General features: G+C 69.4%; 24 protein-coding genes and 2 pseudogenes. 11 read left to right on the top strand and 15 right to left on the bottom strand.

What is annotated here, in order from left to right:
* Positions 1-126 precede the first annotated feature (126 nt).
* From ACGFW6_RS20615 to ACGFW6_RS20600, 4 genes are read right to left on the bottom strand one after another with little or no spacing between them, the layout of a single operon-like run.
* The gene (locus ACGFW6_RS20615) at positions 127-1263 is read right to left on the bottom strand and encodes a branched-chain amino acid ABC transporter permease (protein ID WP_393511572.1); all 1137 of its coding nucleotides are present in this window, start codon (positions 1261-1263) and stop codon (positions 127-129) included.
* Positions 1260-2165, bottom strand: coding sequence for a branched-chain amino acid ABC transporter permease (locus ACGFW6_RS20610; protein ID WP_393511569.1), 906 nt, complete (start codon positions 2163-2165; stop codon positions 1260-1262). Before ACGFW6_RS20610 ends, ACGFW6_RS20615 begins: the two co-directional genes overlap by 4 nt.
* A complete protein-coding gene (locus ACGFW6_RS20605; RefSeq protein WP_393511566.1) occupies positions 2162-2977 on the bottom strand; it encodes an ABC transporter ATP-binding protein in 816 nt (271 codons plus the stop codon). Before ACGFW6_RS20605 ends, ACGFW6_RS20610 begins: the two co-directional genes overlap by 4 nt.
* Entirely contained in the window at positions 2974-3771 is a 798-nt protein-coding gene (locus tag ACGFW6_RS20600; RefSeq protein ID WP_393511563.1) for an ABC transporter ATP-binding protein, read from the bottom strand. Before ACGFW6_RS20600 ends, ACGFW6_RS20605 begins: the two co-directional genes overlap by 4 nt.
* Before the next feature lie 305 nt (positions 3772-4076).
* On the opposite strand from ACGFW6_RS20600, the gene ACGFW6_RS20595 reads away from it, so the two are divergent.
* From ACGFW6_RS20595 to ACGFW6_RS20585, 3 genes are read left to right on the top strand one after another with little or no spacing between them, the layout of a single operon-like run.
* On the top strand, positions 4077-4241 hold the full coding sequence (locus ACGFW6_RS20595; protein ID WP_393511560.1) for a hypothetical protein: 165 nt from the start codon (positions 4077-4079) through the stop codon (positions 4239-4241).
* The gene (locus ACGFW6_RS20590; RefSeq protein WP_393511557.1) at positions 4238-5866 is read left to right on the top strand and encodes a transporter; all 1629 of its coding nucleotides are present in this window, start codon (positions 4238-4240) and stop codon (positions 5864-5866) included. The genes ACGFW6_RS20595 and ACGFW6_RS20590 overlap by 4 nt, the downstream gene beginning before the upstream one ends.
* Positions 5863-6600, top strand: a complete 738-nt coding sequence (locus ACGFW6_RS20585; RefSeq protein WP_393511554.1) for an SDR family NAD(P)-dependent oxidoreductase — start codon at positions 5863-5865, stop codon at positions 6598-6600. Before ACGFW6_RS20590 ends, ACGFW6_RS20585 begins: the two co-directional genes overlap by 4 nt.
* Positions 6601-6611: 11 nt before the next feature.
* Here the strand turns inward: ACGFW6_RS20585 and ACGFW6_RS20580 are convergent, their stop codons facing one another.
* The 6 genes from ACGFW6_RS20580 to ACGFW6_RS20555 form a co-directional block, all read right to left on the bottom strand.
* Positions 6612-7253 carry a TetR/AcrR family transcriptional regulator gene (locus tag ACGFW6_RS20580; protein WP_393511551.1) on the bottom strand — a complete coding sequence of 214 codons (642 nt, stop codon included), beginning with the start codon at positions 7251-7253 and terminating at the stop codon, positions 6612-6614.
* Positions 7254-7314: 61 nt separating this feature from the next.
* Complete coding sequence (locus ACGFW6_RS20575) at positions 7315-8097, bottom strand: alpha/beta fold hydrolase (protein ID WP_393511548.1); 783 nt, start codon at positions 8095-8097, stop codon at positions 7315-7317.
* 36 nt (positions 8098-8133) lie between these two features.
* On the bottom strand, positions 8134-9246 hold the full coding sequence (locus tag ACGFW6_RS20570; RefSeq protein WP_393511545.1) for an NAD(P)-dependent alcohol dehydrogenase: 1113 nt from the start codon (positions 9244-9246) through the stop codon (positions 8134-8136).
* Positions 9243-10502, bottom strand: a complete 1260-nt coding sequence (locus ACGFW6_RS20565) for an oxygenase MpaB family protein (protein ID WP_393511542.1) — start codon at positions 10500-10502, stop codon at positions 9243-9245. The genes ACGFW6_RS20570 and ACGFW6_RS20565 overlap by 4 nt, the downstream gene beginning before the upstream one ends.
* A 196-nt stretch (positions 10503-10698) precedes the next feature.
* Positions 10699-11541: an alpha/beta fold hydrolase gene (locus ACGFW6_RS20560; protein ID WP_393511539.1), complete on the bottom strand. Its 843-nt coding sequence runs from the start codon at positions 11539-11541 to the stop codon at positions 10699-10701.
* A 13-nt stretch (positions 11542-11554) separates the two neighbouring features.
* On the bottom strand, positions 11555-12457 hold the full coding sequence (locus ACGFW6_RS20555; RefSeq protein ID WP_393511536.1) for an SDR family oxidoreductase: 903 nt from the start codon (positions 12455-12457) through the stop codon (positions 11555-11557).
* Between the two features lie 218 nt (positions 12458-12675).
* On the opposite strand from ACGFW6_RS20555, the gene ACGFW6_RS20550 reads away from it, so the two are divergent.
* The 3 genes from ACGFW6_RS20550 to ACGFW6_RS20540 all read left to right on the top strand — a co-directional run bounded on the left by ACGFW6_RS20550 (position 12676) and on the right by ACGFW6_RS20540 (position 14421).
* Entirely contained in the window at positions 12676-13251 is a 576-nt protein-coding gene (locus ACGFW6_RS20550) for an isochorismatase family protein (protein WP_393511534.1), read from the top strand.
* Positions 13252-13480: 229 nt separating this feature from the next.
* Positions 13481-13651, top strand: a complete 171-nt coding sequence (locus tag ACGFW6_RS20545) for a hypothetical protein (RefSeq protein WP_393511530.1) — start codon at positions 13481-13483, stop codon at positions 13649-13651.
* Positions 13652-13971: 320 nt separating this feature from the next.
* Positions 13972-14421: an Lrp/AsnC family transcriptional regulator gene (locus ACGFW6_RS20540; RefSeq protein ID WP_393511527.1), complete on the top strand. Its 450-nt coding sequence runs from the start codon at positions 13972-13974 to the stop codon at positions 14419-14421.
* A gap of 112 nt (positions 14422-14533) precedes the next feature.
* Here ACGFW6_RS20540 and ACGFW6_RS20535 read toward each other — a convergent pair whose 3' ends face one another.
* The gene (locus ACGFW6_RS20535; protein WP_393511524.1) at positions 14534-15349 is read right to left on the bottom strand and encodes a response regulator transcription factor; all 816 of its coding nucleotides are present in this window, start codon (positions 15347-15349) and stop codon (positions 14534-14536) included.
* A gap of 204 nt (positions 15350-15553) precedes the next feature.
* Here ACGFW6_RS20535 and ACGFW6_RS20530 point away from each other — a divergent pair, with 204 nt between their 5' ends.
* Complete coding sequence (locus ACGFW6_RS20530; protein ID WP_393511521.1) at positions 15554-17185, top strand: AMP-binding protein; 1632 nt, start codon at positions 15554-15556, stop codon at positions 17183-17185.
* A 125-nt stretch (positions 17186-17310) separates the two neighbouring features.
* Here ACGFW6_RS20530 and ACGFW6_RS20525 read toward each other — a convergent pair.
* Together ACGFW6_RS20525 and ACGFW6_RS20520 are read right to left on the bottom strand one after the other, a co-directional pair.
* Positions 17311-17629: pseudogene (locus ACGFW6_RS20525) on the bottom strand (class I SAM-dependent methyltransferase); the annotation flags it as partial.
* A gap of 1 nt (position 17630) precedes the next feature.
* Positions 17631-18843: pseudogene (locus ACGFW6_RS20520) on the bottom strand (GlxA family transcriptional regulator).
* 74 nt (positions 18844-18917) lie between these two features.
* Between ACGFW6_RS20520 and ACGFW6_RS20515 the strand changes: the two are divergent.
* Positions 18918-19535, top strand: a complete 618-nt coding sequence (locus ACGFW6_RS20515) for an isochorismatase family protein (protein ID WP_393511518.1) — start codon at positions 18918-18920, stop codon at positions 19533-19535.
* A 227-nt stretch (positions 19536-19762) separates the two neighbouring features.
* Here the strand turns inward: ACGFW6_RS20515 and ACGFW6_RS20510 are convergent, their stop codons facing one another.
* Positions 19763-20158 (bottom strand): SsgA family sporulation/cell division regulator, encoded by a 396-nt coding sequence (locus ACGFW6_RS20510; RefSeq protein ID WP_393511515.1) that lies wholly within the window; start codon positions 20156-20158, stop codon positions 19763-19765.
* Positions 20159-20473: 315 nt separating this feature from the next.
* On the opposite strand from ACGFW6_RS20510, the gene ACGFW6_RS20505 reads away from it, so the two are divergent.
* Both ACGFW6_RS20505 and ACGFW6_RS20500 read left to right on the top strand, forming a co-directional pair.
* Complete coding sequence (locus ACGFW6_RS20505) at positions 20474-22108, top strand: CocE/NonD family hydrolase (protein ID WP_393511512.1); 1635 nt, start codon at positions 20474-20476, stop codon at positions 22106-22108.
* Between the two features lie 205 nt (positions 22109-22313).
* Entirely contained in the window at positions 22314-23309 is a 996-nt protein-coding gene (locus tag ACGFW6_RS20500; RefSeq protein ID WP_393511936.1) for a helix-turn-helix domain-containing protein, read from the top strand.
* A gap of 520 nt (positions 23310-23829) precedes the next feature.
* Here ACGFW6_RS20500 and ACGFW6_RS20495 read toward each other — a convergent pair.
* Positions 23830-25224 (bottom strand): amidohydrolase family protein, encoded by a 1395-nt coding sequence (locus ACGFW6_RS20495; RefSeq protein ID WP_393511509.1) that lies wholly within the window; start codon positions 25222-25224, stop codon positions 23830-23832.
* A 298-nt stretch (positions 25225-25522) separates the two neighbouring features.
* Here ACGFW6_RS20495 and ACGFW6_RS20490 point away from each other — a divergent pair, with 298 nt between their 5' ends.
* Positions 25523-26230 carry a helix-turn-helix transcriptional regulator gene (locus ACGFW6_RS20490; RefSeq protein ID WP_393511506.1) on the top strand — a complete coding sequence of 236 codons (708 nt, stop codon included), beginning with the start codon at positions 25523-25525 and terminating at the stop codon, positions 26228-26230.
* The last annotated feature ends 659 nt before the right edge of the window (positions 26231-26889 follow it).

Here is a 26889-nt window from a genome sequence, read left to right as displayed (position 1 = left end):
GGGTCTCCCCGGCCGTGGCAGGGCAGGCCGAGGTCCGGGGTTCGGGCCTGCGCGGTCGCGGAGGCCCGAACCCCGTGCGGGGACGGGGACGGGGACGGGGACTTGGGGACTTGGGGGAGTGGGGACCTACGGCGTCGAAGAAGGTGAGGACGCCTTGTCCGGGCGGCGCAGCCGTCGTCGCAGCCGCTGTGCGAGGCCGGCGAAGCCGTCGGGTTCGAAGATGAGGAAGAGGACCAGCAGCCCGCCGTAGCTGAGGACGCTGAACTGGGCGACGGTGATGCCGAAGCCCGCCTCCAGCGCGGTGGACTTCACGAAGAAGAAGTGCTCGCCGTACTCGGTCACCAACTGGGGGAGTGCGCCGACCACGAGGGCTCCGACCACGGGGCCGAAGGTGCGGGCCGTGCCGCCGATGACGAGCATGGCCAGGTACTGCACGGACAGGTCGAGGTTGAACGACGACGGCAGCACGAACTGCAGTTGCGCGACGAACAGTCCGCCGGCCAGACCGGCGAGCATGCTGGAGACCACGAAGGCCCCGGCCTTGGCACGGAACAGGCTCACTCCGACGACCTCGGCGGCCAGGTCGTTGTCGCGCATCGCCAGCATCGCCCGCCCGGAACGGCTGCGGGAGATGTTCTTGACGATCACCAGAGCGGCCCCCGCGATCAGCCAGGAGAGGACCGCCAGGCCCTGGGCGCGGCTGTAGACCGTGGAGCCGAGAGTCAGCGCCGAGAAGTCCAACGGCCCGATCGCCAGTGGCAGATCGACGACGCTCCCGCCGGATCCGCCCGTGACGCCGCGCCAGTTGTCGAAGACATAAGTGCCGGTGAACAGCAGACCCAGGGTCACGACGATCAGGTAGGGGCCACGGATCCGCAGCGCGACCGGCGCCACCAGGGCGCCCACCACGCCGCCGGCCGCGGCGGCCGCGAGCAGCCAGACCAGCAGCGGCTGTCCATGGGTGTCGCCCACGAAGTACGCCGCGTAGGCACCCACGGCCACGAAGACCGCGTGCCCGAGGGAGAGTTCGCCGGCGATGCCCTGCAGGAGGTTCAGCCCCGCGACGGCGATGGTGGCGACCCCGGCGTAGACCAGTACCGTCAGCCACAGGTCGCTGCCCACCGACAGGGGGAGCAGCACGGCGGACGCCCACAGGGCCACGGCACCGAGGGAATGCCATCGGGTGGCCGTGAGCCGCAGCTCACGGGTGACGACCGGGTCGGCCGACGGGGAACGGCCCAGCACGGTGGCGATCGCGCTCATGCCCGACGCACCTCCTGACTTCCGAAGAGACCACGGGGGCGGACGAGCAGAACGACGATCATGACGACGTAGGGCATCACCGAGGGGAAGCCCGCGCCCGCCCAGTCCGGCGCGTAACCGGCGGCGTACAACTGGGCCAGCCCGATCACCAGGCTGCCGATGACGGCACCCGCGAGGGAGTCGAGACCGCCGAAGATCACGGCCGGCAGCGCGGCCAGCGCGACCAGGTCGATCGTGATCCGCAGTCCGCCCTGCGCGGCCGAACCGAGCGCGACCCCGGCGAGGGCGCCGACCGATCCGGCGAGCAGCCACGAGATACCGAGGACCAGCCCTGGGCTGATGCCCTGGGCGATCGCGGCCTCGCGGTCGGCGGAGGCGGCCCGCATCGCCAGGCCCACCCGCGTCCAGCGGAACAGGGCCGCGAAGAGGAGCAGGACGATAACGGACGCCCCGATCACCGTCAGGTGAAGGGTCGACAGGGTCGTCCCGCCCAGGTCCACCGTCGACAGCCCCCAGGGGTCGCCCATGTTGAGCGGGTCGTAGCCCCAGACCGCGGCGACCAGGGTCTGGACGACCACCAGCAGTCCGAGGGTGACCATCACCGTGCTGAACTCGGCGCGGTGGGGGATACGACGGACGATCGTCACCTCCGTGACCACGCCGAGCAGGGCGACCCCCACCACCGCGGCACCGACGGCGACCGCGAAGGGAGCGCCCCAGGTCACGTGCACCTGATAGGTCAGGTAGGCGCCCAGGAGCACGAAACTGCCCTGGACCATGTTCAGTACCGAACTGGATTTGAGGACGATGACGAATCCGAGCGCCACCAGCGCGTAGAGACAGCCGAGCGCGATACCGGAGACGGTGAGCTGGGCGAAGTTGGACAGGTCGGGCATCGTCATATCTCCTTGCTCGCCGGGACGGAGGCGGCCGGAGCCGCGTCCGCCTCTCGGCGCTCACCGAGGTAGGCGGCGACGACCCGCTCGTCCTTCTGCACCTGGTCGGGCGTGCCGACGGTGACGAGACGGCCGAAGTCGAGGACGGCGACCCGGTCGGCGACGCTCATGACGAGCGGCATGTCGTGCTCCACCAGCAGGATTGTCATGTCCCGCTCGCGCCGGAGCCGCACGAGCTGCTCGACGAGCCGCTCCGACTCCGCCGTGTTCAGCCCGGCCACCGGCTCGTCCAGCAGGAGCAGCCGGGGCTCGGCGGCCAGGGCGCGGGCCAGATCGACCTGCTTCCTGACGCCGTACGGCAGTGTCCCCACCACCTGGTGGCGGTACCGGGCGAGATCGAGGCTGTCGAGCAACCCGCCCAGTTCCTCCCGGGCGACACGGTCCTCGCGCCGGGCGCGACCGAGCCAGAGAGCACCGCTCAGAACACCGCCGCGCATGCGCGTGTGCCGGCCGATGAGCAGGTTGGACATGACGTCGAGGCTGTCGAAGAGGCCGAGGTTCTGGAACGTCCGCGCGACGCCGCGTCGGGCGATCGCCGGCGGCGTGCACCCGATCAGCTCCGCTCCCTCGACGGTCGCCGAACCCGTGGCCGGGTAGACCCCGGTCAGCGCGTTGAACAGCGAGCTCTTGCCGGCGCCGTTGGGGCCGATGATCGCGAGCAGCTCGCCGGTGCGTGCCTCGAACGTCACGTCGTCGAGCGCCGTGAGGCCACCGAAGCGGACCGTGAGACCGGACACGTCCAGCATGCCCGCCGTCATGACAACTCCGCCTTCGTCGCGGCGAGTTCGTCCCCGACCCGCTCCGCCACCGAGCCGCCGAGATAGAGCGCCTGCAGGTCGGGGTCGTCGCGCAGCTGTCCGGCGGTTCCCTCGGCGGCGACCCTGCCCTGCTCCAGCACATAGCCGTACGAGGCGATGTCCAGGGCCAGCGCGGTGTTCTGCTCGATGAGCAGGATGCTGGTTCCCTGCCGGTTGATCTCCCGCAGTACGTCGGTGATCTGGCCGACGATCCGGGGCGCGAGCCCGAGCGAGGGCTCGTCGAGCAGCAGCAGGCGGGGCGACTGCATCAGGGCGCGCCCGATGGCGAGCATCTGCTGCTCGCCGCCCGAGAGGTATCCGGCCTTCTGGCCTTGTCGTTCCGCCAGGCGCGGGAACAGCTCCAACACCCTTGCCAGCGCGGCGAGTCGGTCCTTGCGCGATTTGAGCGTGTGCCCGCCGGCGAGCAGATTGTCCGCCACGCTGAGCGCGGCGAACACCCGGCGGTTCTCCATGACATGGGCCACGCCCAGGCCCGGCAGCCGCGACGGGGAGAGACCGTCGACGCGCGCACCGTCGTACTCGATCCGGCCGGTCATCCGGCCTCCGTGGTAACCGACCAGGTTCGTGATCGCCCGGACGGTCGTCGTCTTGCCGGCGCCGTTGGCTCCGAGCAGCGCGACCGTCGTGCCCCGCGGCACCTCCAAGGAGACCTCGCGGACAGCCGTGACGGCGCCGCCGAGATACGTGACCGTCACGTCGTGCAGCGCGAGGATGGGCGGTGCTGAGCGGCTCATCACTGCCCCCTTCTGGCGACATGTGTCGCCGGTGTGAACAGAACGGTGACGATGGTCACAGCGTCCGTCACCGTGAGCCTCCATCCGGTCACGGGTTTCTGTATCGCGGAATGAGGCCCGACCCGGCTACCGGTCGAGGGGCGACGCACTGAGAGTTACCGGTGATGCACAGGCGGCGGACGTCCCCACGTCCGCCGCCCCCACCCACCCTCACCGCCCGGAGGCCCTCTGTGGACCCCCAGATCCGCCCCGCTCCACCCGCTCGCCCCGGTCCCGCCGATCGCGCATACATAGTCGTCAACGCGGTGCCGCTGGCCGCAGGCATCGTGTTGTCCACCTTCACGGACATTCCGGCGGTGTCCGTCTCCGGGAACCTCACCCTGGGCATCCTGTGGAGCGTCCTGCAGTGCGGCCTGTTCGTCGCCACCGCCTGGGCGTACGAGGCCCGGCACCCGGCGGTGAACCGGTGACCTCGCACATCCTGGGTTCGGGCACGCTCGACCCGGTCGGTTCGGACGCCAGGGGCCCGGTGCTCATCGCCTTCCTGGTCTTCATCGGTGTGGCGCTCCTGTGGATCTTCATGCTCTCCTCGGCGGAGGACGAGACCGCGGAGCAGTTCTACGTCGCCAACCGCTCGCTGTCCCCGGTGTTCAACGGCATGGCCATGGCCGGCGAGCACATCTCGGTGATCACCCTGCTGGGGGTCTCCGGGGTCATCGCCCTGTTCGGCTACGACGGAGTCCCGTTCGTCGTCGACAGTCTGCTGACGCTCGGGGTGGCACTGTTCCTCGCGAAGCGGCTGCGGGAAAGCGGCCGTTACACGCTGGGCGACCTGTTCGCCGTACGCGCCGAGGGGCCCGGGGCCCGCGTCGCCGCGAACCTGGTGACGCTGGCCATCACCCTCCCCATCCTGATCGTCCAGCTGCGGGCCGCCGGCATCAGCACGGCCCTGCTCATCGGCCTGCCGACGAGGGGAACGCAGGTGGTGTGCACGGTCCTCATGGGCGGCCTGGTCATCTGTTTCGCCGCCCTCGGAGGCCTGCGCGCGACCAGCTTCCTGCATGTCGTCAAGGTGCCGCTCACACTGGTGACGCTCGCGGCGATCGCCCTGCTGACGCTGCGGAAGTTCTCCTGGGAACCCGGACGACTCCTCGCCGCCGCGGTGGACAAGAGTGTGGCCCCGGAGGATTACCTCAGCCCGGGACTCTGGCCGTACACCGAGCAGTTCGGGCCGTTGAACACCCTGGGCAACCACATCGTCGTGATCCTGGGCGCGGCGGTGATGCCCCATCTGATCCTGCGGCTGAACGCCTCACGTTCCGGCGACGCGGCGCGCCGCTCCATGGCTGTGGCGGTGGGTGTCCTCGGAGGCTTCTTCCTGCTGCTGATCGCGGCCGGCTTCGCGGCGGCGGCGGTGGTGGGCGGCTCCGGCATCGGAGCGGTCGACGCCTCCGGGCAGTCGTCGCTCATCTCACTCGCCTCGGGCGTACTGCGGGACGGCTCGGGCGGGCGGGCCGTGCTCATCACCGCGGTGGCGTGTGTCGTGTTCGTCGCCGTGCTCACCACGGTGACCAGCGTGACCTTCGCCGCCGCCGTCTCTCTCGCCCACGACGCCCGGGCCCGTGGCCGGAGCCTGCGCTCGCGTGGCGCGGAGGTGCGTGCGGTGCATACGGTCCGCGGGGCGGTGTTCGTCGTAGGGATCGCGGGTCTGTCCCTGGCGGCCGCGACCCACCGGTTCCCGATGGAGTTCCTGGCCACCTTCTCGATGAGCGTCGCCGCGTCGTGCATCTTCCCCGCGCTGGTGTACTCCTTCTTCTGGCGCAGGTTCAGCCGCCGGGGACTGCTGTGGTCGGTCCACGCGGGACTGCTGCTCTGCACCACGCTCACGCTGTTCTCGCCCACTGTCTCCGGGACCTCGTTCGCGCTGTGGCCGGGGGTCGACTTCAGTTGGTATCCGTACCAGACCCCGGGCCTGGTCTCCGTGCCCGCGGCGTTCTTCTTCGGTTGGCTCGGCAGCGTCACCTCCCCGGTGGTCACCGCAGCGGACTCGCCCGTGGCCGAGGACAGGGTCGTCTCGATGTGGGAGCGCTCATGAACTTCAGCGGACAGGTCGCGTTCGTGACCGGAGCGGCCCGCGGCATCGGCCGGGCCACCGCCGAGGCCTTCGCGGACAGCGGCGCGCAGGTCGTACTGTGCGACGCCCTCCCGGAGCCGAGCGGCCTGCTCGCGGAGCTGGCGGAACGGGGAGGGGAGGCGGCCTATGTGCAGGCCGACGTGGCCGACCCCGACTCCGTCGAGGCGGCGATCCGCTTCACCACCAGGCGCTTCGGGCGCCTCGACTTCGCCTTCAACAACGCGGGTGTGTCCTCGACCGGCCTCACCGCCGACCTGTCAGTCGCGGACTGGCAGCGGGTGATCGGGGTCAACCTCACCGGCACGTTCCTGTGCATGCGGTACGAGATCCCGGAGCTGCTGAAGACCGGCGGCTGCATCGTCAACACCGCGTCCATCTGGGCGCAGGTAGGCAGCGCGGGCAAGGCCGCGTACTCCGCAGCCAAGCACGGAGTGGCCGGTTTGACCCGCAGCGCGGCGCACGAGTACGCCGCCCAGGGCCTGCGCGTGAACGCTGTCGCACCCGGCCCGATCGCCACCGACATGACCGCGGCGATGCCCGCCGACGCCATGCGCGCCATCGTGGACCGCACCGCCCAGAAGCGGTTCGGGCGGAGCGGCGAGGTCGCCGCAGCCGTGACCTGGTTGTGCTCGCCGGAGGCGAGCTTCGTCAACGGAGTCGTCCTGCCCGTCGACGGCGGTTACCTGGCGAACTGACGCCGGCCGGCTCAGCCTTCGGTCACGGCCCTCATCAGCAGATCGGTGAACTGGTCGGTGTACTCGGCACGGTGCCCCGGATCCAGCGGCCTGCTGCTGAAGAGCCGTTCGGTCAGGGCTCTGCCGGCGAACATCGAACCGCCCCCCGAGGTGATCAGGAAGTAGATCACCTCGGGGGGAACGGGTTTGACCTCGCCGCGTTCGGCGAGCTCGCTCCACAAGCCCTCGAAGCGGGCGATCTGCGGTTCGATGTAGTGCTCGGCGATGTAGTCGAGCCGCTCGCCGGCCTCCGCGCCTTCGATGTTCATCAGGCGCAGCAGCTCGGGGTGGTCGGCGGCCACCTCGACGAAGGTCCTGATGAACGCCCGCAACCGCTCCAACGGCGGGGCCGCTTCGTCGTCCGCGGCGAGCAGCCTCGCCACCAGCCGGCCGAAGCCCCAGTCCACCGCCGCCCGCCAGACGGCTTCCTTCGAGCCGTACCGCTGGTGCAGCAGGTTGTGGCTCACGCCGAGTTCACGGTTGAGGGTGCGCACCGACACGCCGTTGAAGCCGTGGGTGGCGAAGGAGTGCAGGGCAGCCTGAAGGACGTCCTCCATGGGCGCCGGGTCCGCGTCCTTCGGCGGGCGGCCTCTCGGGCGGGTGGTCTTGACCATGGGCTTCATCGTACGGGGCGGCCCTGACACGGATTCCTGCGCCGGCACGGGTGCACGGCTCTCAGTTCGCCGAGGTCTCGGCAGTGGTGAGGAACTCCTCCACCACCGCCAGCAGGGCGAGCGGAGTCTCGTCCATCCCGTAATGGCCTGCCTCCTGGAGCACGTGCAGGGTGCTGTTGGGGAACCAGGTCATCCAGGTGGCACGCATGACCTCTGCCGACAGCTCGGGGTCGTGGGCTCCGGCGACGGCGAGGGCCGGGACCGGATTGTCCTTCACCTGGGCGTGGAAGTCGGTGCCCGCCCAGTCCCTGAGGTACCCGCTGAAGGCCTCCTCCGTGGAGCAGGCCTGCGAGTACCGGACGGTGGCGTCGAGCCAGGCGGCGGGAAGCCGGTCGCCGGTGGTGCGGCTGACGATCGCACGGCGTACGGCGGGGTCGTCGACGGCGCTGCTGAAGAACGCCCACTGATCGGCGTCGAAGCCGGTGCCGGACGCGGGGACGGGGGAGATACCGACGAGGGCGTGCACGCGCCGGGGTGCGAGGGCGAGCACGTGTTGCGCGGCCTTGCCACCCATCGAGTGGCCGATGAGCGAGAAGGTCTCCCAGCCGAGGTGATCGGCCACGGCCAGGACGTCCGTGGCGATGTCGGCGGTCGTGTAGTGGCCCTCCAGGTGCCGGGCCTCGCCGTAGCCGCGGTAGTCCACGGTGGCATAGGTGAAACGGCCGGTGTCGGCGTACTCCAGCAGCGGCCGGTAGCTCGTGCGGTCGCCGAACCAGCCGTGCAGGGCGATGACCCGGTGCGGGCCCGACCCGTGGACGGTGTGGGGAAGAACGACAGGGGACATGAGAACTCCTACGGCTCCGTCGCCGGTGAGGTGGGATCAGTGGGTGTGTGTCAGCACGGCCTTGACGGTCTTGCCGGCCCGGGAGTCGGCGACGGCGGTGTTGATGTCCGCCAAGGGATAGGTGCGCACCAGCCGTTCGAGGGGGAATCGGCCCTGGCGGTACAGATCGAGGATGCGGGGGATGAGGCCACCCGTGGCCTGATGCCCCATCACCGAACCGATGACAGTGCGCCCCTTGAGGAGCTCGAAGGCGTTCGCCCGTACGTCGGCGTCGAGTCCGGCGACGCCGAGGATGGCGGCGCTGCCCAGGGCGGCCAGCGCCTGCACGGCGCTCGCCATGACCTCCGGGCGGCCGGTGCACTCGACGGCGTGGTCCACGCCCTCGCCGGAGGTCAGGGAGAGGATCTCGCGCACCGAGTCCGCGGAGGACGCGTCGATGCCGTCGGTGGCACCCAACTCGGCTGCCAGGGTGAGCCGTTCGGCGTGTAGCTCCACGGCGATGATCCGCGCTGCACCGGACGCCCTCGCCGCCATGACCGCGCTCAGCCCGACGGCTCCCGCGCCGAAGACCGCGACGGTGCTGCCCGGTTGGACCCGCAGCGCGTTCCATACGGCACCCGCGCCGGTGACGACACCGCAGCCCAGCGGGGCGAGGATCGTGTCGTCGAGGTCGGCGTCCACCCGGACCAGTCCGCGTGCGTGGGCCAGGCCCCAGTTGGCGAAGGAGGACTGGTTGAAGAAGTGGTCGTGCACCGGGCGGCCGTCGGCGTCGGTCAGGCCGACCGTGCCGTCGGGCCGCTGCGCGGCGAAGTTCAGCGCGCCGTGCTGCGGGCAGTAAGCCGGTTGCCCGGCAAGGCAGTTGCGGCAAGTGCCGCAGGAGTCCAGGCCGGCGACGACCTTGTCACCGGGGGCGAGGCCGGTGACGGCGGACCCGACGGCCTCCACCACACCCACCCCCTCATGGCCCGCCACGACGGGACGCGGAGTGGGCAGCCGACCGGCGAGCACCTCCAGGTCGGTGTGGCACAGACCGGCGGCCGTGAAGCGGACCAACACCTCGTCCGCACGCGGCTCCTGCAGTGTCAGGTCTTCCACGGCGAAGTCGTCGCGATCGGCGCGGGCGACCGCCGCGGTGACGTGGATGCTCATCGGGCCAGCCTCTCGACGGGGGTGAACGCGGCGGGACGGCCGCCGGTGTGGTGGCTCATCCAGGCGGCGCGGGACTGCCGCCGGCGCACGTCGAGCGTGGCCGCGAAGCCGGGCACGGCGCGTCGGGCGGCGGATGTCACCAGGTTGGGCACGAGGCGCGTCAGCGGCTGCCACCGCAGCACCCCGGGCTGCGGAACGCCGGTCACCTCCAGGGTGGCGGCGGGCAGGAAGAAGCCGGCATAGGCCAGTGCCTTGCGGTACTCGCGCTCCTTGGCCGTGCGCTCGGCGCCCTGGTCCTCGGGGCCCGGGGCGAAGGCGTCGATGAACGACTGGCTCAGCATGCGGCTGTCGGCTCCGTCGTTGTGGTCCGCGCCGATCGAGATGACGTACACGGCACGCCACCAGTCCTCGACGGTCTCGGGGTAGAACGCCGGTTCCACGCCCATGAGATAGCCGACGTAGCGCCAGAAGTGCATGTGGTCGAGGGCTTCTTCGTCACTGATCTGGTGGCCGAGCAGCTTCATGTGCTGGCTGAGGGTGAAGGACAGCGAGACCGTGGTGAACTGGTCGTACTGGTTCAGCGGCACACCGAACCGCTCCCCGTCCCACTCCTCGTGGGGCCCGATCGTGTGCCGGATCATCGAGTGCATGATCCGCACCATCACGGCGGCCTTGCGGCCCGCGCCGCCCTGGCGCAGGGCGCCGGGTTCGGACACGTCCGTCCAGAACCGGCAGGTCTCCAGGAACCGGCCGAAGGCCGAGCCGCCGGTGTAGGCGCCGGTCAGGGCGAGCGGCTTCTGGATGTGCTCGAAGCGGTAGCCCTCGAAGGTCGTCACGCCGAAGTAGAAGAAGGCGTCCGTGCCGTAGCGGCGGAAGAGACGGGCGCCGCGCTCGACACGGTCCCATTCGAGCCAGTCCGGCTCGGTGTCGAGGTGCGCGAAGAGCGCCTTGAGCCCCGCGGGAGCCTCGTCGACGCTGTCGATGCCGTCGTCGAGTGCCTGCACGACCATCTTGCGGACCTTGCCCGCGTGGCCCTCGGCGAAGGCCGTGTCGATGTAGGCGTCGGAGACCGCGTCACCGCGGGCACGGTCGCCTCCCATCGCCCGCAGGGTCTCCTCGGGCAGCGCGAGACCGCCCTTGACGAACCGGCCGATCTTCTGGGCGGCCGTTCGTCCCGCAGAGGTGGCCTCGTTCCTGAAATAGGCGAACGCCGAGGGGATGTCGTGTGTCGAACGGGGGGCTTGGGCAGCGGTCATGACGGCTCCTTCGGAGGGTGGCACGGCTACCGGACATGCCCGAAGCTAGAACTTAAATTGTCGCCTGTCAATAAACAAGAGGATGCATCAACCATGCCGTCTAGGTCGTGCGGCGAGAGCCGCCGCACCCGGCCCGGCCTGTGACGAAGCAGGTCGGACGCGGTGCGGCGGCTCTCGTGGGGCTGCGCGGGGAAGGTCAGCCGAAGAACTTCTCCAGTTCGCCGGCGAGGAAGTGCGGATCCTCCTCCGCCATGTAGTGACCACTCTCCGAGGAGCCGGCGTACCGGATGTCGGTGGCCCGACCGTCCATCAGTGCCTTGAGGAAGTCGAGGAACACCCCGCCGAGCACCAGGACCGGCATCTGCAGCGCCGGGTAGGACTCGTTGTCGGCCACGTCCTGGTGGAAGGTCCGGTACACGTGGAAGCCGGCGGTCACCGCCTCGGGGGAGTCGTACGCGGCGGCGTAGACGGCGCGGCTCTCCTCGCTGATGCGGTCCGGATGGATCGCGAGGTGGTCGGCCGCCCAGTCGACCACGTGCCGGAAGCGCCCCGCGAGCAGCTCGGCGGGCAGGCCCTCGGTCTGGGTCAGCGGATACCACCACAGGTTCGCCTCGCCGGGCCCGGGAAAGACCTTGAGGACATCCAGCCACAGCCGCGAGAAGGGTCCCGCTTCCCACAGGCACACCTTCTTGGTTGCCTGCGGGTGGTTGGCGGCGAAGCTGTAGGCGACCATCGCGCCGATGTCACCGCCGGCGATGTTCACCTGCTCGTGGCCCAGGCTCCGGACCAGCTCGAAGATGTCCTTCGCCATGTTCTTCTTGTCGTAGCCGCCCGCGGGCTTGTCCGAGTCGCCCTGGCCGCGGTAGTCGACGGCGATGACCGTGAAGCGCCTGGCCAGCGCGGGCATGATCTCGTGCAGGGCGTACCAGGTGCGCGGCCACCCGTCCATGAGGACCAGTGGCTCGCCCTCGCCGCCTGTGACGTAGTGGAGCCGGGTGCCGTTCACCTCGGCATAACGGTGTTCGAATCCTTCGAGCATGTCTGGTGCCGGGTCAGTTCAGGTGCCCGAGCAGGCGGAGATACGTCTCGATGGCCTCTTCCGCGGTGGGCGGGGGGCCGAACGCCTTGCGCTGGCGGCTGGTGTCGGCGACGTAGTTGCCGCTCTGGAACCAGCGAGCCATCTTGGCCATGTCGCTGATCAGTGGATTCGCCCAGCCGATGAGCGACGCCACCGCGACGAGCGGGCCGCCGGGGATGACGGTGGTGCGCAGCTGCTTGCCGAGCAGATCACCGGCGATGCGGGCGATGTCGGCCACGCTGACCGGACGGTCCCATCCAATGTCGATGTGCGTGTTCTCGATGCCGTCGACGTCCACCGCCCGGGCGAGACAGCTCGCGAGGTCGGCTGTGTGGACGAAGGTCATGGGCGTGGTGCGCGACCCGGCGTAGGCGATCCGGCCCTTGGTGAAGGGGTCGCCGAACTGCGCGACGGTCTCCAGGAAGGCGCCGGGACGGAGGGCCACGTAGGGGACGCCCTGTTCGGCGAGGCGGTCCTCGACGAGCTTCTTGTGCCAGAAGTGCGGCACCTGGGGTGTCTGGTCGCAGGTGAGGATGCTGGTGAGGACGAAGCGCCGAATGCCGGTCTCGGCGGCGGCGTCGACGAGGTTGCGGTTGCCGACGGTGTCGATGTCGGCGCTGTCGCTCTTGGTGTGCCGGGTGTAGCCGGCGGCCGAGGTGATGACTGCGTCGGCGCCGTCCATTGCGCGTACCAGGGAGGCGGGGTCCATCATGTCGCCCTGCGCGAACTCGACCCGGTCGGTGTCGAAACCGGCGGTCGACGAGGTCGGCCGGACCAGCATCCGTACCCGTTTCTCCCGCTGCAGCAGGGCGGAGACCACCTGTCGTCCCAGTGCTCCGGTGCCACCCACCACGAGTACCGGCCGGTCGTCGTGCATGCATTGCCTCCTTGTAGGGGTCTGGTCCGACAGTAGGGAGGCGAATCACGCGCTGACCAGGCGAGGTCTGCGGATTCCCCATGCGAGAACGAAGGACGGATAGTCGCTTGGACATCGTGTCTAGACATAGACGCTTGCCAGGTTGTTGATGCGTCATGTATAAAGGTGATGCGTCAACGAAATGGCGCCTTACCTCCCCAGGAAGCAGGAGAAGGATTATGCACAAGGATGTCTTCACCCCCGAGAACGCGGCGATGCTGCTCATCGACCACCAGACCGGCACCATCGCGTGGACCCACTCCCACGATGTCGAGGAGGTCAAGAAGTCGGCGCTGAGCCTGGCGAAGATAGCCGTGAACACCGACATGCCGCTGGTGCTGACCTCCAGCATGGAGGAGAACATCCAGGGCCCGCTGCTTCCGGAGCTGGAGGAGATCGCCCCCAAGGAGTTCGCCGACCGCATCAAGCGGGCCGGCATCGTCAACGCCATGCACGACGAGAACTTCGCCAACGCGGTGCGCGCGACGGGCCGCAAGAAGGTCATCGTCGCCGGCATCACCACCGAGGTCTGCGTGGTCTTCCCCGTCCTGCAGCTCCTGGACGAGGGCTACGAGGTCCAGGTCGTCACCGACGCCTCCTCCTCCTTCACCAAGATCGGTGACGACGCCGCGCTGCGCCGCATGGAACAGGCCGGCGCCGTGATCACCTCCACCGCCCAGGTCGTCTCCGAACTCGCCGTCGACTGGACCACCCCCAAGGGCGCCGCCCTCGCCGCCGTCCTCGGCCTCGCCTGAACAGTCCGCACCACCGCAGCAAGAGGCCCGCGAGTCAACAGACCCGCGGGCCCTTCGGCCGTCGTCGGCCGAGTGAAATAGGTGAGTGATGGATACACGAGCACGGTCATTGAGCCCCGGCGAAGGCGCGTCACCGGACGTGGTGGACACCAGCCACGCCTCAGGGGAGGCCGCCGCCCTGTTCAGCGGCTAGTTCGGCACCAAGACCCGGCGTGAACTCGATGCCTTCATGGAGTTCTTCGCCCCGGGCCGCTCCAGCTACTTCGACGCGACCCTGGGCATCGGTGGGGTGCTCGACTCGCGGGAGCAGCTGCGCGGCATGATGGCCCAGGCCATGGCCATGGCCATGTGGGCGGACGGTCCTATCCGTTGCGACGCTCCTGCCCGAGCACCTGAGTGAAGGCCTCGCCGTGGAACTGGCCGTGCGATGCGCCCCTGGCACTCGGCGCGACACCGCCCTCGCCGCCCGACCCGACACGCGCTCGGTCGAGATCTCCACGGGAGCCCCCGAAGTCTTCGCCGAGTTTCTCCTGCCCGACCACGACGCGCTGCTGACCGCGATCGACGGCTCCATCGGCCGCATCCCCGGCGTCGTGGACATCCACTCCTCGGTCGTATTCAGGCTGCTCCTCACCGCGAACGACTGGGCCCTACGACGACGAGCCGACCCCGGTCCGCCGCCGGCTCGCCGAAGGCGCCGACCTGCCGGCGCCGCTCACCGTGGACGACCTGGATCGCCGGCTGGTCGGGCTGCTGGAGCGCGACGCCCGCACGCCGATGGCCAGACTCGCCGACGAACTGTGCGTGGGGGAGAGCACGGCTTGCCGCCACCTCGCCCCCCTCATGCGGTCGCACATCCTCCACCTGCGCCTGCACATCGAGCCCGCGGCACTCGGGTTTCCCGTCGAGGCCCGCTCCCAGCTCACCGTCAAACACCGCGCACTCGACAAGACCGTCCGCCGTCTCGCGCAAGAACCCGCCATCAGGCACCTGGTCCTGACCACCGGTCGGGCGGACATCCTCGGCTACTCCAGCCACCGCTCGACACAGGACCTCTACGCCTTCACCGACCGCGTCTTCTCGGAACTCGAAGGTCTGCGCGGCGTGGCGACAGCCGTGCTGCTGCGGACCTACAAACGCGTGGGGATAGTGACCGGCGGCGCGCTGTGAACGGGTACGCCGCGGCGTGGCCGGGCACTGACCTCCGGCAGGGAGCGATGGCGCCGCTCGGGAGCGCTGGTCGGATGCGTCGCGGCCGGCGTCGGCGCGGAGCCTGAATCGGTCAGGGCAGCAGGCCCTCGCGGCGGGCGATCACAACGGCCTCGACGCGGGTCGTGGCGTGAAGTTTGGACATCGCGGACTTCATGTATCCCTTGACGGTGTGGAGCGTCAGCCCGAGACGGTCGGCGATCGTCTTGTTGGACAGTCCCGAGGATGCGAGAGCCAGTACGTCGAGCTCCCGTCCCGTCAGGTTGCCCAGCGGCTGACCATTGGTACCGGGCTCGATGAGCCGTTGCGCGATGTTGCGGATCGCGCGTTCCACCTCGGGGTCCGCGACATGCCGGCCGAGAGTCCGCAATTCGCTGTACGCCTCCCGAACACGTCCCCGCAGGCTGCCGAGATCCGCGTGCAGTTCCTCGTGGCTTCCGCGGAGCGCGTCCACGGTGACGAGTTCCTGCTCCAGCACGCGGGCTTCGTCCTTGAGGCTGTCCTGGATCCGGTCGCCCACGATCTCGTCGCTGCGAAAGGCCCCGTACAGCAGAGCCACGGGCCGGCGATCGACGACCACGGGAACGGCGGCGATGGAGCGGATGCTCTCGGCGCGGATGATCAGGTCGTAGCGGTGGGTGATCTGGTCGCAGGAGACGTAGTCGTTCACCGCCATCGGCCGGCGAGAGGCGACCGCTCGACCGCCCAGTCCTTCGTCGTACCGCAGTACCACTCCGGGCAGGGCGCCCAGGATCGGGCCCGCGAAATTGCCGAGCGCGAGGCCGTTGGAGGGTGTGACGAGGCCGGCGAAGGCCAGGGAGACGCCGGTCTGCTTGCGGACCCGTTCGGTTGCCCGGGCAAGCCGGTGGGCGAGGTCGTTGGCGATCACCGTTGATCCCCTTCGTCGGACAGGAGCCATTCTTCAGGCAGGTCCCAGCCGCGTGCAATGAGAGCGTCCCCCCTCTTTGGAGGGTGTGGCTCAGTGCAAAGGGGCAGCGACATTGTGGTCGGCGCTCACCCGCCGACTGTTCGGCGGCGGGGGTGCTGCGACCCCGTTCATGGTGACATCCACGGAGGCGAAGTGTCCGACCCCATGGCCGGTCTGCCGGCCACCCCAGGCTCCCGCGAAATCCCCCGGCTCGCCTCGGCACCGTGGCTCGACCTGCCGGACGTCGTGGAGGAGGTCGAGAACCTGCGCAGCCGATTCGAACAGCCCGATCTCTGCCTGGCCTCGGTCCTGTGCGATGAGCATCCGAGGCAGGACACGGCATTCATCCTCGTCGACAGCGCGCTCGAGGTCCGGCGCCTGACCTTCGGCGAACTCTCGGACGCATCGCGCAGGCTCGCTGCCGCACTCCACGCGCGGGGGATCGGTGTGGGGGACCGGGTAGGGGTGCTGCTGAGCAAGCGGCGTGAGCTTCCCGTGGTCCTGCTTGCCCTGTGGCGGCTCGGCGCCGTCCATGTACCTCTCTTCACGGCTTTCGCCGCACCGGCCATCGGTGTGCGGGTGCGTGGCGCGGGGGCGAAGCTGGTCGTGACCGAGCCGAGCCAGAGGGAGAAGGTCGACGCTCTCGGCGTAGACGTGATCGAGGCGGGCGACGAGCTGGACGGCCTTGTCGCGTCGCATCCTCCGGTCGAGAACAGCGCGGCCGTCGGGCCCGACGGTCTGTTCATCCAGCTGTACACCTCGGGAACCACCGGTGCCCCCAAAGGTGTGGGAGTACCGGCACGGGCCGTCGCCGCGTTCATGGCCTACATGCGCTACGGCCTTCATCTCCTCCCCGGCGATGTCTTCTGGAACGCCGCCGACCCGGGATGGGCCTACGGACTGTATTTCGGCGTGGTCGGCACGCTCGCGACGGGGCAGCCCAACGTGCTGCTCTCGAGTGGGTTCTCGGCGGAACTCACGGCACAAGTCATCAGCGCGGTCGGCGTCACCAACTTCGCGGCGGCGCCGACCGTCTACCGGGCGCTCAAGCAGCGGGGAGTGGTGCTGGCGAACAGTCATCGCCTGCGTGTCGCCTCCTCGGCCGGCGAGCCGCTGACCCCGGACGTCACCTCGTGGGCGCCGGATGCTCTCGGGGCGGAGGTGCGGGACCATTTCGGCCAGACCGAGCAGGGCATGGTGATTGTCAACGCCTGGGACCCGCGGCTGCTGCGCGAAGTACGTCCCGGCTCGATGGGCCAAGCCCTGCCGGGATTCGTGGCCGGCACAGCGGGCGAGGCGATCACGATCTCGGCCGACCGGAGCCCACTGATGTGGTTCACCGGATACGTGAACGCACCGGAACGTACACGGGAACGCTTCACGGCCGACGGCAGCTGGTATCTCACCGGAGATGTGGGACGCGAGGAGGACGGAAACTTCTTCTTCGCCTCCCGCGACGACGACGTCATCCTCGCAGCGGGCTACCGCATCGGCCCCTTCGACATCGAAAGCATCCTCACCACGGATCCCGCGGTGGCCGAGGCGGCCGTCGTCGGGCGCCCCGATGAGATCCGTGGCGAAGTCGTGGAGGCGTTCGTCGTGCTCCGCACGGGCGAGGACGGCGGCGCGCAACTTCTGGAGCGGCTCAAAACGTTGGTGCGCGGCCAGTACGGGGTGCACGCGTACCCGCGCCGAGTGCACGTGGTCGACAGCCTTCCGAAGACGCCCAGTGGCAAGGTCCAACGCTTCGTCCTCAGAAGCATGAGCGACGACGACATAGCCGGTCTGTCGCGGTAGCGAGCCGCCCGACGAAAGATCTCTCCGGGCAGGTGCGTCTCGAAGTCGATCAGTTTCACCCACGTCGGGGTGACCACGATGCGGACCACACCGTCGCAGGACCGGCGCGAGCCGGGGAGCCGCCCTCAGCGCAAGCGGCGGGCCCGCAGTACCAGGTCGTCGGTGTGGTGTGCGCCGGCACCGCCGTCGGGTGCCACGCGCGGTCGCTGCTCGTCCACCTCCACCTCCCACCCGTCGTCGAGGAGTGCGGCCACCATCGAGAGCCAGACGTAGTCGGCCGGGTCGAAGCCGCTGTCGTGTGGAGGCGGGGGCGAGGGCGGCTTCCGTCAGTGCCGCGTGTACCCAGCGAACGGTGACGCCGGCGTCCCGCGCGTGCTCGGCCGCTCGTGCCAGAGCCACCCCCGAGACGTCGAGCGCGGTCACGTCCCATCCGGCGCGCGCGAGCCTACGTGGGCGTATCGGACGCGGGCGATCCTGCGGTGATGTGGTCGGTCATGGGCTCACCGTCGCGCATCGCGTCCGGGTCACGCCATGTGTGTTGCCGATCCGGCAACACACATGCGGAGGCTGGGCGTATGCCGACCGCGCGGGAGCCGTCACCGGCGCGTCGGGTTGCCGGTGGTCCGTCCTCGTCCGCGCGAGGCATCGGTCGCACCGCGCCTTCTTCTGGTCGTGTCTGCACCAGGTGCCGGAAGCGGCTGCGGTACTCCGTCGGTGTGGTGTCGAGCCTGCGCCGGAACGCCCCGAGGGTGCCGAAACCGCACGCGGACGCCACCCGCTCCAAGGTGTCGTCCGTGGTTTCGAGCCGGTTGCGGGCCGCTTCGACGCGGGCGGACTCGACGTAGGCGGCGGGGGTCGTGCCGAGCTCGGCCTTGAAGATGCGGGTGAGCTGCCGCTCGCTGACATGGGCGTACTCGGCCAGGTCGGTGAGGGTGAGGGGATCGGTGAGATTGCGGCTGATGTGATGTCGTAGGCCTGCCATGCGCCGCGTGGTGGAGACGGGCTCGATGGGGACGCTGAACTGGCTCTGTCCGCCGGGTTGTTTGAGATACATCACCAGCTGCCAGGCCACGCGCAGTGCCGTCGCCTCGCAGAAGTCCTCGGCGACCAGGGCGAGCGAGAGATCGAGCAGGCGGTGATGCCGGCTCCGGTCCATACGTCGCCGTCGCGGATGAAGATGGGGTCGGCATCGACCTCGACGTGCGGATGGTCGGCAGCGAGCTGCTGCGCGGTCGACCAGTCGGTGGTGGCGCGCTTGCCGTCCAGCAGACCGGCGGCGGCGAGGAGTTGTGCGCCCACGCAGACGGACGCGACGCGGCGTGCCTGGCCGGCGAGTTCCTTCACCCGGTCGACGACGGTGGGGTCGGTGAGGGCGTGCACCCGCCGCTCGCCGTCGACCTCGACCGAGCCGGGCACCATCAGGGTGTCGATCCTGCGCCCGGCCACCTCGCGGAACGTGGCGTCGGGCAGGACGCGCACCCCGGCCCCGGTGAGACCGGGTCCATGGTCTCGGCGGCCAGGACGACCCGGTAGCCCGGCTTGTCGTGGGTCGCCTCCCGGCGCAGCAGGGCGAACATCTCCGGGGGGCCGGTGACGTCGAGCAGCTCGACCCCGTCGAAGAGGACGACGACGATGAGCCGCTCATTGACGGCACTCATGAAGAACCCCACCCGTTCGTTGCCCGGTGCCTTGATGTCTGTTTCTGCAAGTTGCATGACATTTTCGCCCTGGTGTGCGGCTCCTAGCGTGGAGTCATACCACGGACACGACGACTCTGCGTGAATTCAACGGCTTCGACCAGACGCCCGCCTCGCCGGCCGACGCCACGCTGATCCTGATCGACTACCAGAACACCTACACTCGCGGCGTGATGGAACTGGCGGGATGGGAGCCTGCGTTGGACGCTGCCGCTGACCTCCTCGCCCGGGCCCGAACCGCCGGCGCGAAGGTCATCCATGTCATCAACGACGGCGGCGCGGGCACGCCGTACGACATCCGGGCCGAGATCGGGCAGGACCACCCCCGTGTCGCCCCGGCCGAGGGGGAGACGCTTGTCGTCAAGCAGGTGCCCGACGCGTTCGTCGACACCGACCTCGGTGAACATGTAGACGCCGCCGGCCGCAAAGACGTCGTCATCGCCGGGTTCATGACGCACATGTGTGTCGCCTTCACCGCCCAGGGCGCGTTCCTGCGTGGCAACCGCCCCACGATCGTCGCCGACGCCTCCGCGACCCGTCCGCTACGGACCGCCGTGGCGGAGGTGAGCGCAGAACAGGTCCACCACAGCGCGCTCGCCACGGTCGCGGACCTGTACGGGGTGGTTGTGCCGTCGGCGTCGGCACTGAGCTGAGTTGCCGCGCCGGCCTTGCTCGGCGCACGAGTACGCCGACCCTGGCCCGCGCATCAACGCCGTCGCTCCCGGCCCGATCTGGACGGCGGCCGCAGAGCCGGTCGTCCGCATGTGCGGCTGTGACAAGCGGCTCCAAGGCCCGTCGTGCTCGGCGGAGCCGTCGGTCAGTGCCGGCAACACAACCTGCTGCCCACCGTGCAGCTCGCCGCATCGGGCGGCGCCTCTTGTCAGGCGGTGCCATGCAGCAGTCGGCGGAGTTCATTCTCCAGGTCGAAGTGGCCGCTCTCCCGACCGGCGGGCACCAGGCGATAAGTGTGCTCCAGCCACCGCGCGACTGCCTGGTGCGGAGCGGTGAGTCTGGCGGTGCCGTGCGGGGAGGCGAGGACCAAGTTCAGTTCCGCGTCGAGCCCGGAGCCGGTCGGCCAGACGCGCACATCGCCTTGCCCGTTCGGCCGGCGCAGGCCCTGTGCCAGTAGGTCACGGGCCATCACCCACAGGGTGGGGCTGTCGGTGTCGGCATGGAAGACGAGGCTCACGGCAAACGGGTTGCGCGTGTCGTACACCAAGCGAGTCCGCACAGTGATCCGGCCGCCGGAGGTGAGCAGGAGCTTCGTGTCCAGCATCTGATCTACGCAATGGTTCATGTCTCGCATCGTCGGCTTTCAAGGAGGGGGAAGCCTGGTCACACCCCTTGACCAGTTGGTTGATGTATCAACTGAACTGTAGGAAGCGCTTCGGGCCAGGTCAACCACTTGTGGGGCGGGTCACTGCGGTGTTGGCAGCACCCCCGCAAAGCCCTTGCCCACCGTGACCCGCATACCCCCCGTTCGGGGGTGCCGCCGGTGCAGGCTGCTCTGCCAATATCCGATGACGTATCAACCGCGCGGCAAAGGAGACCGACAGTGGATGTGACGGTCGAGTACAACGTTCCTGCCACCATGAGTGACGGCACCGTTCTGCGGGCCGACGTCCACCGACCCGTCACGGGCGGCCCGTACCCCGTCCTGCTGGCGCGTCTGCCCTACGGGAAGAATTTCCCGATGATGAGCGCCATGCTCGATCCGCTCGGTCTGGCCCGGTCGGGCTTCATCGTCGTGATCCAGGACACGCGGGGCCGGTTCGCCTCGGAAGGCGCGTGGGAACCATGGACGTACGAGGAGAACGACGGCTACGACACCGTGCGTTGGGCCGCCGCGCTCCCGGGCTCCAACGGCCGGGTCGGCATGATCGGGGGCAGCTACCTCGGCAACACCCAGTGGATGGCCGCGCTGTCCAAGCCTCCGGAGCTGAAGGCCATCGCCCCGCAGATCACCTGGTCCGAACCCGAGGACGGGCTCTTCACCCGCGGCGGAGCCATCGAACTGGGGATCACCGTGCATTGGTCGCTCCTGCAGGGCCTGGACACCCTGATGAAACGGCACGCCGACGATCCGGCCGCTCTCGGTCCGGCGCTGGGGGCGCTGGTCCACGACCTGGACCGAACCGCCGGGTCCGTGTACTGGGAGCTTCCGGCCGGCCGTCATCCCGCGTTCCAGCGCCACGGGATCCAGGAACTCGGTTTCGAACACGCGCGGCGGGACCCGGAATGGAGTGCCGCCTGCCGGGTCGCGGGGCGGCAGGCGGAGGCTGACCTGCCCAGCCTGAACGTGGGCGGCTGGTACGACATCTTCAGTCAGGGCACGCTCGACAACTACGTCGAGAGCCGTGCCGCGGGGCGCCCCGCGGCACTGATCATGGGTCCCTGGACGCACACGGGCCAGACCGGACAGATCGGCGACGTCAACTTCGGCATGGCCGCGAGCGCGGACCTCCTCGGTTTCCGCGGCGGGCTCGCCGCCCTGCAGAGCGCGTGGTTGCGCAAGTGGCTCACCCCCGACGCCGCCCCCTCGGGGCCGGAGCTGCCTCCAGTGCTGCTCTTCGTGATGGGCAGGAACGAGTGGCGCGAGGAGCAGGAGTGGCCGCTGTCCCGCGCTGTCGACACGGACCTGTTCCTGCGCGCGGACGGCGCACTCGCCTTCGATCCTCCCCAGGCCGGCGAAGGCGCTGACAGTTACGTCTACGACCCGGCCGACCCCGTGCCGACGACCGGCGGCGCGATCCTGATGGCCGGCGAGTACCGGCCGGGCCCACTCGACCAGGCCCGTGTGGAGGCCCGCACGGACGTCCTCGTGTACACCAGTGAGCCCTTGACCGAGGACCTGGAGGTCACCGGCCGGGTCCGGGCCTTCGTCCACGCGGCGAGCGACGCCCCGTCGACGGACTGGGTGGTCCGGCTCTGCGACGTCGACCCCGAGGGTGTGTCTCTGAACGTGGCCGACGGGATCGTACGGGTGGACACCACGCCGGGCGAGTTCGCCGAGCACATCGTCGACCTGTGGTCCACCAGTCACGTCTTTCGCGCCGGCCACCGCCTGCGCGTTCACGTCACGTCCAGCAACTTCCCCCGTTGGGACCGCAACCTCAACACCGGCGAACCGCTCGACAGCGGAACGGACTTCCGCCCGGCGCGCCAGGACATCGCCCACGACACCGCACGGCCGTCCCGCGTCGTCCTTCCGGTCGTCCGGTCCTGAGCTTGTTCCCTGGCCGGCTGCTCCCACCCGTACGGATGCCGTGCGTGGGGGACGTCCTCTCGGGGTGCGATGCCGGATGCCGTGCCGGGGCCATGCCCCTGGGAAACGGCGCAATTCCACCGGGCGCATGTTGTTGCATCAACTTTTTGGCGGCTAGGTTGTCGGTTTTTCACCTGAGGAGGTGGGTGCGCTACCCACGCCGGATCTGGCAGCTGAGGACGCTCACTGTGCGGACCATGAAGGATCACAGGGGACGACCGACGAAGGAGGGCTCGCCGGGTTCCTGCGCTCGCGTCGGGAGCGACTGCGGCCGGAGCAGGTGGGACTGCCGGTCTCCGGCCGGCGGCGTACGCCGGGACTTAGGCCAGAGGAGCTCGCCACGCTGGCCGGCCTGAGCGTCGAGTACCTGGAACGCCTGGAGCACGGCAGGGACAACAATCCCTCCGTCGGGATGCTCGCCGCGCTCGCGCAGGCGCTGCGGCTCTCCGACGACGAGAAGCGCCACCTCGTGATGCCGGCGATGAAACGGCACAGCGCCACCCTCTTTCCGGCACTCCACCCGGTCAGCGAGGAGCCCCGCTCCACCGTGCGTGCGCTGCTGGACCACCTCGATCCCACGCCGGCCTGTCTGCTCGGGCCGATCTACAACCTGGTGGCTTGGAACCACGCCTGGGAAACAGTGGTGAGGCCGCTTGGTGTGCTGGACGAAGACCGGCCCAATTTCTTCCGCTACCACTTCACGAACCCCATGGCGCACCGGATCTTCACCGAAGACGACTGGTCGGCCATCGCGGACGAGACGGTCGGCTGGCTCCGCTCCGCCCAGCCGGACTGGGGTTCCGACGACGATTACCGTGACCTCGTCGAAGACCTGGGCACGGTACCCGAGTTCGCTCGGAGATGGGCCACCCACCCGGTCTCGTTCCGGCAAGCGGAGAGCCGACGTCTCGTCCACCCCGACGCGGGAACCCTGCGTTTCACCCTCGAAGTTCTCCTTGTCGGGGAGGCGAGTCACTCGTTCGAGTCCGATCACTGGCTTCAGCTGTGGGTGCCGTACGACGAACAGACGGCGTCTGCCATCACGGAGATGGTCGCCCGCCCGGGAAACGAGAAAACCACTGACGGTGCGAAGACATCGGAGACGTCAGCTCTTGAAGAGCGCTCCGGTGTCGCTGCCAGGACGTCGCGGTGGAAGCGGTGACGACGGGCAGGTCGACGGCCGTGGTGGGATGGCCGTGCTGCTCCACAACTCTCTCGAAGACGTGCGGGACCTCTATCGCGAGAGTCCCGTCGTCCGCTCAGGCAGCGCGACGGTGGACGTGCGCGAATGGAACGTACTGTTGGACGCGACGAACGGTGACCGAGCAGACGTCTGCCCATGGCGAGCGGGCGACGTCAACGGCGGGCGCTGGGAAGGGTCAACGACTGGTTCCGGCATTCGCTGAAGCATGTCCAGTGCCCGGTCCACACCCTGGTCCACCAGGTGGCCGAAATCCACGAAGACTACGTCCGCCCGGCGGGCCCGCCCCTGCGCTGGGAGACCGGGTGAAGGCGGACAGGCGGACGAGCGGCCGGGGACGTTGGACGAGCCTGCCCCCGATACGGGCGGCGGGGAAGGAGAGGTGTTTCCGCGTGCGGGTCGATGTGAACCCTGGCCCACACCATCTCCAGCACGTCCAGGACATCGTTCAGCCGGGCTTCGTAGAAGTCGGCCATCACGCTCACTCCGTTCTCAGCTGCGCGAACGTGTCGGCGCGCAGGCCCAGTTCGTCCATGAGCCGGGAGCGTGAAGCCTCGGCGGCGGCCACCATACGCGGGACGTCTTGACCGACCAGGTGCCCGCGCCACTTCCGCACCCGGCCGGCGACGAAGACGGAATCGACGTTGCCGCGGTTGGCGAGGCCGATCAGGGTCACGAACGCGTTGGTCGACACGGCGGTGTTGAGATCTGTCCGCCGCAGGAGCACCACGTCCGCCTGCTTTCCGGGCGTCAGGGAACCGATCCGGTCACCGAGTCCGCAGTTGGCGGCACCGCCCACGGTGGCGAACCCGAGGACCTGCTCCGCCGTCAGCTGCGACGCCTGCTCGCCTGCCGCCAGGCGCGCGAAGGTGTGACCCCGGTGCAGCGTGACCAGGTGCTGCATCTCGGTGAGCATGTCGGTGAGATACACCGTCTCGTTGTCCGTGCTCAGTCCCGGCACGAGCCCCACCGACAGCGCCTGGTCGACCGGTGGCACTGCCTGCCCCAGACCGAAGTGGGCGTCCGAACGGGCGCACAGGTTGACCGCCGCCCCCGCGTCGGCGATGCGCCTCCAGTCGTCGTCGGGAAGGGTGAGGCAGTGGTTGAAGGTGTGCTTCTCGGTGAGCAGCCCCGCACGCGCCAGGTCGCCGAGGTGAGTGATGTACGAGCCCATCTCGGTCGTGACCCACAGATCGTGGTCGCGGGCGTACCTCCAGAGGTCCTCGGACGCCGACAGGTCCATGACCCGGAGCGTGAGCAGCTGGTCCTCGCTCGCGAAGTAGCGTTCGCTGAGGCGCTCGAGGTCGCGGGTCCAGTCGGCAAGGGCGACGGACCCGTCCACGGGAGGCGCGCTGGCGTGCACCGCGCGGATGCCCGCCGCCGTCAGGCCCTCCACCGCGGCGGTCATGTGGTCGAGAGTGCGGGCGTTGTGCGAGTTGTCCAGGATCGTCGTCACACCGCCGTCGAGTGCGACGAGCGCGGAGAGGAGATTCCCCGTGTACATGTCGTCTGGTCGGTACCCGGGAGCGACCTTCATGTGGACGAGACCCATGTACGTATTGAAGTCCAGGTCCGAGCTGATCCCCCGCAACTGCCCCGCCCAGGCATGCAGGTGGGAATCGACGAGCCCCGGAATGACGATCATGTCCCGCGCGTCCACCACGATGGCGTACTCGCCGGCCCTCTCCTTCAGATCCGGCCCGACCGCGACGATTTCGGCACCATCGATCAGGACGTCACCGACAAGGTTCCCGAGGGCGGGATCGAGAGTGATGACAGCCCCGGCCCTGAGCAGAACCGGCCGCCCCGCCGGCTCCCGCAGCGCCTCTCCGAGCGCCTCCGCCTCAAGCTGCGCGCCCTCGATGTCACCGACCATAAGGCGATCTCCTCTTGTACGTCGCATACCAGACAACACAGGGTCAGGGGGAGACCGGCTCGGCCGCGATCCCCAGGCGTCGCCGGCCGGCGATCGCCCCGCGAAAGCTCGGTCACAGGGGGGCCTCGCTCCGGGCAGGGATCTCGAAGACCACTCGATCGGCGTGCCCCCAAGTTTCGCGTGATGCCGGCCACCCCGATCGCCCCTCAACTACCAGAATTGGTAGCCGGTGCTGCGGCCCGGGGGCTTGCCGTCCGCCGGACCGATGACCGAGCGAAGCGCCATGACGAGGAGGCACATGGAACGGGTAGACGGGGAGCACTCGCCGGTCGACCTTCCGAGTCCGCCACAGCCGGACTCGGCCTCGGCCCTGTTCTGGCGCAACCTGTTCAGCGATCTCTTCGACCGGCTCCCGATGTTGGTGGCGATCTGTACCGACCAGGGCATCATCCTGTGGGCCAACGCCGCGTGGGCCGCCGAGTGGGGCCTGCTGGCCGGGTCGCTGCGTGGCAGCGCTGTCTGCGGCTTCCTGCGCCCCGAGACGCCGGCCCAGTTGCGCTCGATCGAGGAGGCCGTCCGACTGCACCGCCGGTCGCGGTATCCCGTTTCTGTCCGCTGGACCACCGCCCGAGGTGTCGAGCGCCGAGGCGAGATGATCGTGGAGATGATCGAGGACGCCACGCCCGGCGAGCCGAAGCTACTGCTCACCGTGCAGGCGGAGATCGCGGCCCCGGACCAGCCCAGCCCGGTTTCGCCTGCCGGCAGGGTGACCGAGACCGAGAGCCGTATCCTCGCGCTGACCGCCGGAGGCGCCACGACCGCGCAGATTGCCTCGCTCCTCGGCCTGACGCCGGACGGCGTCAACTATCACCTCAAACACATGTCCCGGCGCTGGGGCGTGTCCGGCAAGCCGGCGCTCGTCGCCCGTGCGTACGTCGAGGGTGTCCTGGACCCCGGACACTGGCCGCCGGCCTCGCGTCAGGGCACGGCGCACTCCTCGGCGTAGCCGTAACCGCCGTGCAGCTGCTGCGCCGCGCTCGCCAAGCGGGTCCGCCCTGGTGGCTCCGCCGTCACGACGAGGTTCAAGGCCGATGTACCGGCCCTGGAGGCCATGGGCGTCACCGGGACCAACTTCGTGCTGCCTGCCTCCGGCCACCTCCTCGACCGCGTCGCGGACGCGGTCGTCACCGGCGCGCACCTGGGTTGTCCAGCCGCCGCCGATCACCCGGGTCCCGCTGGAGGAGGCGCCGTCGGTGGTGAACGGCACGGCACGCGGGGGAACCGAGGTCAAGACGGTCATCACCGTGTGCACCAGGGTCCGCGGCGCGGCGACGAGCATGGTGACCGGTCGGAAGAAGGTCGCACCGTCGCCTCCCTCGAAGTGAGAGGTCAGCCAACCGTGGGCGGGGCCGGTTGATCGGTGATGAACTCGGCCGCCGGTGCACGACTCGGCGTACGGGCGCCAGTCCTCGCTCCCCACGACGCCGTCCTTCTCGCCGCACGGAGCGAGGACGGAGAGGGTGACGGGGCGTAGGCGGCGGCGCGGCTGAGTGCCGTACATGCGGGGTGTGTCGCACGTGCGGGCCGGGCACGAAAAAGCCGTCGATCATTCCCCACACTACTGATAGTTGCCTATTGATTGCTCGATCGTGAGCAACCGATAGG

The sequence above is a fragment of the Streptomyces sp. Y7 genome (assembly GCF_043195415.1).
GTDB lineage: Bacteria > Actinomycetota > Actinomycetes > Streptomycetales > Streptomycetaceae > Streptomyces.
This window is presented reverse-complemented; position numbering and strand designations above follow the sequence as displayed.